This window comes from Filifactor sp., assembly GCF_057248345.1.
In genome coordinates this window covers 3,739-15,387 of sequence record NZ_DBHIIC010000034.1, presented here as the reverse complement: position 1 = coordinate 15,387, position 11,649 = coordinate 3,739, and the positions used below count along the sequence as shown (strand labels likewise).

The 11,649-nt window shown below is 35.1% G+C and carries 15 protein-coding genes; all 15 read right to left on the bottom strand.

Annotated elements, in window-relative coordinates:
• The coding region (locus ACO5GE_RS06245) for a hypothetical protein (protein ID WP_484830063.1) at positions 1-283 on the bottom strand (283 nt) is incomplete at its 3' end.
• Between the two features lie 91 nt (positions 284-374).
• Positions 375-1,688, bottom strand: coding sequence for a sensor histidine kinase (locus ACO5GE_RS06240; RefSeq protein WP_484830062.1), 1,314 nt, complete (start codon positions 1,686-1,688; stop codon positions 375-377).
• The gene (locus tag ACO5GE_RS06235) at positions 1,672-2,424 is read right to left on the bottom strand and encodes a response regulator transcription factor (protein ID WP_484830061.1); all 753 of its coding nucleotides are present in this window, start codon (positions 2,422-2,424) and stop codon (positions 1,672-1,674) included. Before ACO5GE_RS06235 ends, ACO5GE_RS06240 begins: the two co-directional genes overlap by 17 nt.
• 106 nt (positions 2,425-2,530) lie before the next feature.
• Positions 2,531-3,256 (bottom strand): hypothetical protein, encoded by a 726-nt coding sequence (locus ACO5GE_RS06230; RefSeq protein ID WP_484830060.1) that lies wholly within the window; start codon positions 3,254-3,256, stop codon positions 2,531-2,533.
• A 309-nt stretch (positions 3,257-3,565) separates the two neighbouring features.
• The gene (locus ACO5GE_RS06225; RefSeq protein ID WP_484830059.1) at positions 3,566-3,928 is read right to left on the bottom strand and encodes a DUF7716 domain-containing protein; all 363 of its coding nucleotides are present in this window, start codon (positions 3,926-3,928) and stop codon (positions 3,566-3,568) included.
• A 133-nt stretch (positions 3,929-4,061) separates the two neighbouring features.
• Positions 4,062-4,700, bottom strand: a complete 639-nt coding sequence (locus ACO5GE_RS06220) for a DUF421 domain-containing protein (protein ID WP_484830058.1) — start codon at positions 4,698-4,700, stop codon at positions 4,062-4,064.
• Between the two features lie 193 nt (positions 4,701-4,893).
• Positions 4,894-5,151, bottom strand: coding sequence for a SemiSWEET family transporter (locus ACO5GE_RS06215; RefSeq protein ID WP_484830057.1), 258 nt, complete (start codon positions 5,149-5,151; stop codon positions 4,894-4,896).
• A 74-nt stretch (positions 5,152-5,225) separates the two neighbouring features.
• Positions 5,226-5,645 (bottom strand): hypothetical protein, encoded by a 420-nt coding sequence (locus ACO5GE_RS06210; protein ID WP_484830056.1) that lies wholly within the window; start codon positions 5,643-5,645, stop codon positions 5,226-5,228.
• Positions 5,646-5,932: 287 nt separating this feature from the next.
• Positions 5,933-6,352, bottom strand: a complete 420-nt coding sequence (locus ACO5GE_RS06205) for a hypothetical protein (protein WP_484830055.1) — start codon at positions 6,350-6,352, stop codon at positions 5,933-5,935.
• A gap of 99 nt (positions 6,353-6,451) precedes the next feature.
• Entirely contained in the window at positions 6,452-7,354 is a 903-nt protein-coding gene (locus ACO5GE_RS06200; protein WP_484830054.1) for a hypothetical protein, read from the bottom strand.
• Positions 7,355-7,685: 331 nt separating this feature from the next.
• Entirely contained in the window at positions 7,686-8,330 is a 645-nt protein-coding gene (locus ACO5GE_RS06195; RefSeq protein WP_484830053.1) for a cyclase family protein, read from the bottom strand.
• Positions 8,331-8,691: 361 nt separating this feature from the next.
• Positions 8,692-9,243 (bottom strand): hypothetical protein, encoded by a 552-nt coding sequence (locus tag ACO5GE_RS06190; RefSeq protein WP_484830052.1) that lies wholly within the window; start codon positions 9,241-9,243, stop codon positions 8,692-8,694.
• Between the two features lie 177 nt (positions 9,244-9,420).
• A complete protein-coding gene (locus ACO5GE_RS06185; RefSeq protein ID WP_484830051.1) occupies positions 9,421-9,810 on the bottom strand; it encodes a hypothetical protein in 390 nt (129 codons plus the stop codon).
• 161 nt (positions 9,811-9,971) lie between these two features.
• Positions 9,972-10,523 (bottom strand): hypothetical protein, encoded by a 552-nt coding sequence (locus tag ACO5GE_RS06180; RefSeq protein WP_484830050.1) that lies wholly within the window; start codon positions 10,521-10,523, stop codon positions 9,972-9,974.
• Between the two features lie 295 nt (positions 10,524-10,818).
• Positions 10,819-11,235, bottom strand: coding sequence for a hypothetical protein (locus ACO5GE_RS06175; RefSeq protein WP_484830049.1), 417 nt, complete (start codon positions 11,233-11,235; stop codon positions 10,819-10,821).
• Positions 11,236-11,649: the final 414 nt, after the last annotated feature.

The window sequence follows — 11,649 nt, the reverse complement described above, 5'->3', positions numbered from 1 at the left end:
CTCCGTGTGGACCTCCCCTTCCATCAGGTGGTGCTCCGTGTGGACCTCCACGTCCATCAAACTGTCCTCCGTTTGAACCTCCCCTTCCATCAGGTGGTGCTCCATCCGGTCCTCCCCATCCGTCAGATGAATCCCAGTTGTTATCCTGTCCATTCATCGCAACCTGTTCATTTAATTTATTATTTCCATTTAATTTTGTGCTATTACTGTTCTCGCAGGCACATAATCCAAATGGAATGGTTCCTGCTAACAGAATTGCTGTTAAAGTTTTGAATTTTTTCATAATATTAATAAACCTCCTTTACTTTTGATGAGCTTATTGTAAAGGAGGTTTATTGAAATAAGATTGAAGATTTTTAAATTTTAAAATTTTTTTATTTTTTTATCGGAAGTATCACATTGAAACTGATTTGTCCATTTTGAGCAGAAACTCCAATACTTCCACCATGTTTTTCAGCCACTGCTTTTGCAATCGAAAGTCCAATTCCATAATGTTGAGCTTCACTATTTCTTACTTCATCTAGTCGGTAAAACCTATCGAACAGATGATTTAATTTATCCTGAGGAATTTCTTTTCCGGAATTCACTACACTCAATACAGCAACATGATTGCTATGCGTCAATGAAATCTGAATTTTGTAATCTGTCGAATGTCTAACTGCATTGTCCAAGAGAATGGATACCAGTTGTGCAAGCTCAGATTGATTTCCTTTCAAAATAATATTCTCTTGAATATCAGTCAATAATGTCTTGCCTTTCTCAAAAGCGAGACTTTCAAAAGCAAGTATTTCTCCTGTAACAATCCGAGAAAAATCAATCTGTTCCATCGAACTTGTCATGGTTTCAGCACGAGAAAGATGGAGCAACTGTTTTACAATGTCTCCCATGCGATTGTTCTCGTATCGAATGCTATCGAGCCATTCATTCACACCAATCTCACGTGAAAGTATCTCTGCATTTGCATCAATTACTGCAACCGGAGTTTTCAGTTCATGACTTGCATCTGAAATAAACTGTTTCTGTTTTCTGTCATTTTCTTCCAAAGGTCTGATAATGCGATTGGACAGAATAAAAGAAACAAAGAACATCGCAAATATGGAAGAAATCCCTACAATCAGTACATATCGTAACAGAGTTCTAAGTCCACCTTCCGATAAGGTATTATCCATAAAAGCAACTAAAGTATATCCTTGCCTTTCACTTATTCTATATGTCAGATTTCCGGTTCTTCCGGAATGTTTTTTTCTAACCAACATTTTTTTTGCAATTTGTATCAGTTCTTCTTTATCATAAGCTTCCCTTCCTCCATCATCCACAGCAAGAACAGAACCATCTGTAGAAACAGCAACAGAATAGAAAGTAGATAGCTGATAATCCGGTCTATGATCGATTGGAAGTTCGTTAAAATGAGGTCTACTTCCTTCATCCGGTGTGACATCATCCATAGGACCGTTTCCTATTTCATCATTTGGTTGCTCTGACTCTCCCGCTTGAAATTCAGGTTGTATCTCTCTTTCTGTTATTTGTTCAAGAGAGTACATCTCTACATATCGTTCCAACATTTCCAAATTTTTGTGCCGAACCTCACGAAAGCTGGCAAGTACAATCACAGCCATTGTGACAGCGAACAAAAGAATGAGCGAGCCCATAATCGATAGTATAATCTTTTTTCTAGATTGATGAAACATCTTTTTCCCTCAATTCGTATCCAAGCCCTCGTACAGCCTTAATCTCAACCCTTGAACCTACAAATGCCAGTTTTTTCCTTGTGAAAGACATATACACTTCCACATTATTGTACTCGGTTTCATTTTCAAATCCCCAAATTTTTACGGCAAGCTGTTCACGTGTCATAATATGACCTTGATTCCGAAACATATATTCCAAAATACGCAGTTCCTTTTCACTAAGGCGTACACTTTGACCTGTGTCTTCAGAGGAAAGTGTTGCCGTTTTCGTATCTATGACCAAATCACCAAAACGAAGTCCGTTTTCTTGAAGTGTAGAACCTCGTCTGACAAGCGCTCGAAGTCTTGCCAACAGTTCTTGTGTCTGAAATGGCTTGGTAAGATAATCATCCGCACCGCTATCAAGTCCTTCCACTTTGTCATCCAATTCACTCTTCGCCGTAAGCATGAGAATCGGTGTCTTAATCCCGCTTTTTCTTACATGGGAAACAACTTCAAATCCGTTCATTTCAGGCATCATAACGTCAATGACTGCAATATCATAGACACCGGTTTCCAATGCATCAAGCGCAGAAGCTCCATCCGACATATGATCCACATCATATTTTTCCTGTTTCAAAAGTGCAATAAGCGCCTTCGCCATTCTTTTTTCATCTTCAGCTAAAAGGATTCTCATACTATCACCTTCCTCAATCATCATTTCTTCTATCATGGTACTTTTTTCCCTTGTATCCAATAAGCATCCTTCTCTTCTTCCATGTATGACAGAACAAAATCTCATCACATGACACAAAATGATACCCTCATCTCAAGTCCAATCTTAAGCAATACACTAAATGACATTAAACATGAATCACATCTGATGGATTTCTTTGATATCCCAACGAGTGAGCTAAATGATTTCCATGCAAATAATTTTGCTGGGCAACCATCAACAAAGGCACTGCAAATACCTTTATCGCATACAGTCCAATGAAAATCATAACATATTGAATTTGAATATTCTCAATCCGATTACTATATATTCCATAAAGTATCACTGTATTCAGTACCACATTAAAGACAGTTGCTAAAGTAGCGGACACGATATTTGTTTTGATTTCAGGATGATACCACTTTATGGCATAGAGTGCCAATAGAGAAATATTGTAAACACAAATCGGCTTATATTGTTTTCTATAAATCACTATCGTTTTGCGATTGTAGAAATAGAAACGTCCCATTGTCGGACGAGAAAAATCATTCAACCAAACATGGCTTATCGCAACAATTTCATCCCATGGTACAAGTAATCCGATTTTTTTAAAATATATCCCTTCTTCAGAGATAGAACATTTGTAATTTACAAACGAAAATATGGCCGAGATGGCAATACAGATTGCAAGAGCAGTATGTGTTAACTGTCTTGTACTTATCGCAAGTGTCCTATAAAAAAAGCCTATCGTTATTTCTTGTTCTCCATTCGATAATTGTGAATCTGCTATGAAAGCAATCACAAAGGCAGCAAATAAAAAAATAAACAAATAATACCGATACATTATACTGTGAAATTTTATTTCCCTTTTCATTTCAAAAAAAGTTCCTTTCCATTTTTTGTATTCTTATTGTTGTAGTTTGAGTGATACGAAATAGGATTTCAAAATGCAAGAATCATATGTCATGGAAGAACACCAATAAACTATCGCTCAATCAAAAATAAATTTTAATGATAACTTTGAATCACCCGTTCCATTATAACTTGTGTTTTTTATTTTCTAAAAATTTTTATTTCTTATCATGGAATCAGATAGAAAACCAAACTATTTTATCTTTCTGACAGTCCATTTCAACCTGTCTCTTATTTTTCTAATAATAAAAGAGTGCTTTCCAAATATTTGTTAAATTGATAGAAATGTATCTTTCTTCATATAGTAATTCAATGCTCTTAAGATTTCTTCATTGGTTGCATCCTGTTTTTGTTCCAGGACATTTATCATCACATCTTGAAAAATCTCCGGCAAAATAGATGCTCTCATTCCATGTTCAAGAGCAAACTCAGGTATGATTTCTTCCCCTGTTTCTTCATCAAAATCAGGTGGAGGCGTCACACAACAAACAGTAGTCAACAGCCTTTCCTCATCACCTGCCTCATAGATATGCCAATCATCCTCTTGATAAAGAGCTTCTTCTCCATCATGCAGATAGATTTCTTTCATTTTATTGAAAATATCTTCTACTGTGCACTTCACATTTTTCTTCATTTCATATCTCCCGGTTAATTTCTAAGTAGATAGCTCAAAATATCTCTACAATATCAAAAAGTTTCTGATGCACAATCAGAAACTTTGATACCACCTCTTTTTAATTTATCGATTAGCACACTTCATTATTTGCCTATTTATATTGATATGGTGCCAGAATCAACTTGTCATCTATATATTCTCCCAAAAATACATCACTGTAATTGTTCAGTCCTTGTTTTTTTATTTCCTCCATGAGCCAATTTTCATCCCTGCCTATTACTTCCAAAATATCAGTTTGTAATTGACCATCTGTTATCAACGGAAACTTCGGGTTTTCTTCGCCCGGATGAATAATAATGATTTGACCATTTTGCTCTACAACAGCCCTTTTTACATCTTTTATGGAATACACATTATTGGTTCGAAGTTTAAAAGATACATCATGGGCAGATAACCCCACTTTTTGACAATTTTCAATATTAACTTCCCCTTCATCAATAATGATTAATGCTTTTCCATCGATTAACTGTTTTGCTCTTACATTATGTTTTTTAATCCATTTTAAACCTAATACAAGAGCACACCATATGCATAAGATACCGATATAATCCGGTATTTTAATACTATTGTTATAAATGACTCCTCCAATAATACCCCCAAGAACATAATTTTGTACTTGATCACTGGCAGAGGATGGAGCTAAATTACCCTTACCCGATATATTTATGATTGTTATCAGAGCCAAAAAACCAATCAACAATTTGATAGCTACCAAAACAAATGTATTCATAACTTCCTCCCAATATTTGATTATATGCTATCATTTCTTTCCAAAAACACAACTTTCTTTTTTAATGATTGATTGTTTCGTTGTAATGTCGCTCATAAAACAATATGAAAAAGAAAAAATAATAAAATCCCATTTCTGACTTTTTTGATTTCATCATCAGCATCATACCATGAATACTATTGACAAAATAATTCTACAAAGCAGTAATTGCAGCAAGAGTACCGAAGATGATACCAGGTAAATTCGCAACGACGATAGGCCAATCTCTTTTCTCTTGAAAAAAGCCATAGCTTACCCATAGAGTACAATTGATTGCTGCAACCATAGGTTGTAGAAACCCACTTTTATTTCCATGTAAGTTATTGATAATTTGAGGAAAATAGGAGATATACATCAACATAGCAGTACATGTCGCTATCCACCCTAAGATTTTAAGTGTTTTTTGACTCACAAAGTTACCTCCTCTCTTTTTACATTGTTTATTTTATCACTACAAGTTATCTGTGACAAGACAACATTCAAAATTTAGTCTTCGATTCGATACACCATATCTCCCCTGTTCCAAAGATACATGATACCGGAAACAGGCTCTTTTCCCTCTTCCCAAATCCAGCCCATATAAATTGTATTGTACCCAAAATACCCTTCCGTCAAAATTTCAAATTCTACATTAGAATATGTTTCCATATATTCCTTCATACTCATAGCATTTCCTGAGAATTTCCCTTCATAAACAACTTTATCAAAAATAAAAACACTGCATTCGTCCAAGTCACAGTTCTTTAAGATAATATCTCCCGAAAAAATGTTTTCTCCCTCGGAAGTATATTGAAAGATACGATTCATTTTCAATCTCAAAGTATTGTTCTGAAAATCGACTTTCTGTATTCTACTGTCATGCAAACTGAAAAGAATATTACTGTTTCTGTCGTGTACAAATTCCATTTTTCTCTCCTCTTATCTCATTACTTGATAAATGCTACTGTCTTACCATGTCAAAAAACTATCCCATAACAATACTGTCGTCTATCATATCGGATGGGATAGTTTCCAACTCAACTATCGATTTCAATAATCTATGAATTGAGACGCATGATAAACTCTTGATCTATTTCTTCTACTGTCATTGTTGTAGGAACAGATATATGTTGGTAATACTCAGATTCAAACTATCTATTTTCCATCTTTATTCTATCTCTACAAGTTATCTGAGGCAAGGCAACATTCAAAATTTAGTCTTCGATTCGATACACCATATCTCCCCTGTTCCAAAGAAACATGATACCGGAAACAGGCTCTTTTCCCTCTTCCCAAATCCATCCCATATAAGTAGTACTGTTAGCATTATATCCTTCAGTAATAATCTCAAATTCTAAATTATCGTACTTATCCATAAATTCTTTCATACTGATTGCCTTACCCTTGAAATATCCTTGCCCTAAGGTTTTATTAAAAATCAACACGCTACATAAATCTAAGTCACAATCATAAAAACAGATTTCACCCTGATAGGATTTTTCTTCATTATCTATATATCGAAATAATTCACTAACTTTCAATTTCAACATTTTATTATGAAATTTCATTTCATGGACTCTACTACCATACAAACTGAAAATAATATTACTTTTTTTATCATGTACAAATTCCATGTTTTCTCTCCTCTTATCTCATTACTTGATAAACGATACTGTCTTTCTGTCATTATATCGGATGGGATAGTTTCCAACTCAACTATCGATTTCAATAATCTATGAATTGAGACGCATGATAAACTCTTGGTCTATTTCTTCTACTGTCATTGTTGTATGAACAGATATATGCTTGTTATATTCTGCCCCCAACGATTTCCTAGCTTCAAATTGAAACTCCTCAACTGTCTTGGAGCCATACTCAAAATGGTTGTGAATTGCCCCTGAACACTCACCCCAATCAGACAAATATCCGATGATTTCAAAAAGTGAATCATTATAAGGTTCAAATTTCTTCGTTTCTCTAACTCCCAAATACTGTCTGAAACAGCTGTCAAATGCATAATAGAACTGAGGAGAACGCCATGGAAGAGAGTTTCGTTCCCTATTATGAAAGTTCGCATCAATGATATAGGACTTGCGCACATCATCCATTGTCGGCTTTTGTGTAGTTTTTATCGTCGTTTGAATGTAGCAATAGAATGTCTGTTTATCAAAGAATCGTCCGTTTATGGCAATCAAAGCTCCCCACATACCGTCATGATATTGAAATGCCATTACTGCCCCGTTTCTGTATTTGCTATCTATCGGAACGGGCGGGGCTACTCGTTTTTTAGGTCTTGCTTTCTTGACACTGATTTTATCCAAAAATTTTTCCAGATTCTTTTGTCTTTGACGTAAAAATTTATCATCAGCACCTAACTCTTTCGCAACAACTAAATCTTCTCCATTTTCAATCACTTCTTTGATTCTAAGAAGAAACGCATCCTCTAACTGACCTACTTCCCACAAACAATGTGCCAAACTAAATATGACATCAAATCTATCGTCATCATCTTCATAAGGAAGCAAATCATCTTTGATGTCAATCGGCTCTTCTCCCCGATTATATCTCTCAAAAAATTCATCTTTAATATCGCAAGAGGTATCGTTACCAAATATCGTTGCACTCCATGTTCCCATAATATCCTCCTATTTTAACTCAAATTTGCCTCTTAAAAAGTTTGAACCTATTATACTATTATTAGTGTATTTTTTCTATTGTAAGATAAATCTCCAGTCTATACAATTCACAAATGAAATTTCTTTTTATCATATCTCCTCTAATAGATACAAATCTCTTAGCCTATCCTCCTGCTGTTCCAATTGTCATGTTTATTCTTACTCTCTTTGTTATTTTTTATCAGTTTGTGATTCCATCAAAAAAAGACGATATTGCTATCGCCTTAAATCTTTCTTCATTATCATTTGAAATCGTCATTTTCTATTCGAACTTTTCCTATCGGAATATTCTCTATTCGAACCATGCAACTGCTCTAATCGGAGAACCGTCACTATTTTCTATCTTTAGCGGAAAGCAACTGAACCGAAACAAATCGCTACCGCAGAGGTCTAAATTCTTGAGATTTTCAATATTGACAATATCACAATCTCGAAACAGTTTTTTGTGACGTGTCAAGTTCATATCTGCAATCGGATCGATGCCGATAACATCAAACCCAATCCCCTTATAGTTTCCGGATAGAATGAAGTCCAATACCTCATCATCGATACAAGGATAATCTCCAAAATAAGCATTCGTTCCCCAGCGTTTATCCCAACCGAGATAAAACAATAGAAAATCAGCTTTCTTTACATTTTCTCCGGCTTTACGAATATGCTCCATGGAAATCATTTCACCTTCTCGCAACTCATGACAATCTATTACCAAAGCCTTTCCGATAAACTGCTCCGGTGGAAATTCATCCAATGTTGTCCTTCCCGCAAAAATGTGTGCCGGTGGATCTACATGGGTACCGGTATGTGTATACATCTGTAATAGTGTTTCCTTGAATCCGTCCTCTTCGTAACTGTTCGCCGGAATCAATTTCGGTGTGTCCGTTCCGGGGTAAACAGGCATATCCTCTTTGATGGTGTGTGTCAAATCAATGACTTTCATCTCTTCAACTCCTTAAACTTCAATCCGTATCTCAGTAAAGTATACCTGATAGGATACTATCTTCCTTTCATACCCCAAACACATTATTCCTCTGACTGTTATCAAATGTTGTCTGAAACACTATTAACGTGTTTGATGATAAAAAAGAAAAGACAGATACTACTATGAAAAACAATCTTTCTTTACAAGTTTAATCCATGATTCATATTCCTAGAATAATAGAGAATGCTCTATAAATGACTTCTACCAGTCAGATACTGCAGTCTCCTTCATCACACTCAGTACTCAACGATACTGTTTCAAAAATATCTCAAAGGATACTCTATCTCATCTCTCTCAGTCAAATTTTGCAACAAGCCGATTATTTTAAAACAATCGGAAGAACAATTCCCGAAATGGTTGCCATGATTCCGAATATCATACCGTAAATAGATAGGAATAAAACATATACCGGTCTGTGCTTACGAATCTGAACAGAGTACAAACTGTAATCGATAGGTTTTTGAATAATGGTATTTCTTACAGCTGCAATTCCTTTATCAAAAGCATTGGATTCCCCATCCAATGAAATAACATAAGTCCCTTCTTCCGCATAAAAAGAATACAGTTCCAATCTTGCCGTTTTAAATCCACTTACGCTTGTACGCATAATATTGAACGAAAGAGGAATTTTATTACCTGTCTGCTGATTGATTACATTGAATCCGAATTCTCCAACCGGAGATTTTGAAAACAGTTTTCCGCTAATCCAAATGCCATAATTTCCCTTTTCAGAAATGGTAAAAACACCTTCACCATTGCTACACGGCATTTCATACACCATTTCTGCAGTGGCAGAACGGAATAAATGCTTACCACTGATAACCACTAAACTTATCCCTATCGGTATCAATAACAAAAATAAATAATTCATCTGTTTCATCTCCTTAAATCCTCGTTTCTTTGATATAATATCCGTTTGACATTATACCATTTGTTATATGCTTTTTCTATGATAAAAATTCTCTGTTTCCAATTTCTTCATAACTATCAAGCCCTATACTCATCAGTTTTTAAACTATAGAATAGTTCTATCCTATCCGACGATGATTCAGTTGATAATTTCTTGTAGCCATTTTACGATATCATCCGTCGTGTTCTCACAGGTTAATACCAATTGATTGCAATCAATTTCATCGAGCAACATCACTTCTTTTTCTCTTCCAAAAAAACTTGCCAACCATAAGATAAACCTTGCATATTCATCCATCGTTTCATCAAAATGGAAGTATTCTATTGCGAAAGTAGAACGCTTTTGATCCATTCTTAATTCAAATTGGTATTGGTTGGAATAATTTTCCCAACAAAGATCATATCGCACTGAATCCCTTATTTCCAACTTGCTACCCGGATACTTTTTCTCCATTTCTTGACTGAATGTTATAATGTCAAAATCGTTATGTTCCGATTCGTTTAAGTGCACAAAAATTGTTACAGACATCTTCATCTCCTCCCAATCACAGTCTAAATTCGATTTATTGATTGAATACCTTAATTGCCGTTCAGAATCATCTACAAACTAATCTTCAGAAACGATATCATTGTTCTTTCTTCTACAGAAAAATCCGTTCTTCTAATCTCTCTGAACACTCTATAACCTCACTATCCTGCAATCAATTCTGATAGTTCCATATCTGACAAAAAAGAATTCGTATACAGTTTTTGCAATAGTTGATTGTCAAATTCCATAGAGTAATATTCAGTAACAAATTCTTGAAACCTTTCATAAGTATCGAGCAAATATCCCAATAACCAGCAACCACCGTCATTTCCATCCATTTGATGTTGATGTACTTCCCCATCATACCAAATAAAAAATGTAGTTTGTCCTCTTTCTTCCACTGAGAACAGATTCTTCCATTTCTCGTCAAGCCCTTCATACATCCTGTCGATAATACTTTGATTCCATTCATCAGAAGCAAATTGGTTCAGACTGTTTTCGTGTGCAAATCCTTTTATCAACACTGCCGTTTCCGTAAAAATTACAGATAGCAAATCTCCCGCTCCGTTATCTATCTCATATTTGAGATTCGAGTCAATCTCTTTCTTATTTATCAACCTCAAATACTCTTCCGACGGATCAGTCAATGCATTGTCCAAAACATACAGCGCCTCCAAATTTTTACGCATATTATCCCAATCCATATCCTTCATTCTTCCACCTCCGCATTTTTCTTATATCATATTTGCAAAATGAATGCACCGACAAAACAACTTCTGACTGTACATATTAAAACACAATCATCCGTTCCTTTCTCTCAAACAGTTCTCCCAAAATTTCCGTCTACCACCATATCAGTTTATTACATCGTGTGAATATTCCTGTCACTACTTAATAATCAAAACATCCTATACTTTTTTTGAATACCACATATGGATGAACAAATGTAGTTTGCTGTTATTTTAATGTTATTTTGATTCCTATACGATTCCATTCAATCGTCAGTTGCTACACAAGTGACACCCAACTGAGGTTCTCAACATCTTTCAAAGTCAAAGCGCTTCCATCGAAGTCATTTTTTAATACAACCTCCGATTCCTCAACAGATATGTTGTTATACCAATTGTCTAAGCTCGCATATTTTCCTGTGTGAATATTGATTAACATACTTGTGATCGGACTTGATGTCCCTTTCTTAACTGTTTCCGCTAATAGATAATACGCATCCAAAAACACAAGATTTCTACCATACATCCAAAAAGGGAGTTTCATTTCCAATAGCGGTAACTTTGCAGAAAAAATCCCGTCACCATGTGGTGGTTCCGTTTCATAGTATAAGTCTATCTCACTTCCATAGTACGCAATCGTTGTGCTCTCATAACCGATATTCACCGGTTTCCCTTCTTCAGCGATATAAAATTCCAATATCGTTCCCTCCTTATCCTACGGTGTTAACATTCCACCGAACTTTTTTCAATTCATCCTACTTTTACAACTTATTTAAATTCTATCAATCCTTCTCTTTCTCAGCCATTCTGTTTCAATACTTCATATCACATCAAACAGTCCTGATAAGAACTAACATGCTTATTCTATATCATCCTATCATTTTTCGGTACAATTATACATTTTGTATCAAAGCATGTTCTTCCATCTTATACTCCACAATGGTTATCCAATTCATACTATATAATTGGTGTTCACCATTATGAAAAGGATAATACGGTATTCACTATTTTTCAGTTCTATTTTCAGTTCTATTTTCAGTTCTATTTTCGGTTCTATTTTCAGTTCTATTTTCAGTTCTATTTTCAGTTCTATTTTCGGTTCTATTTTCAG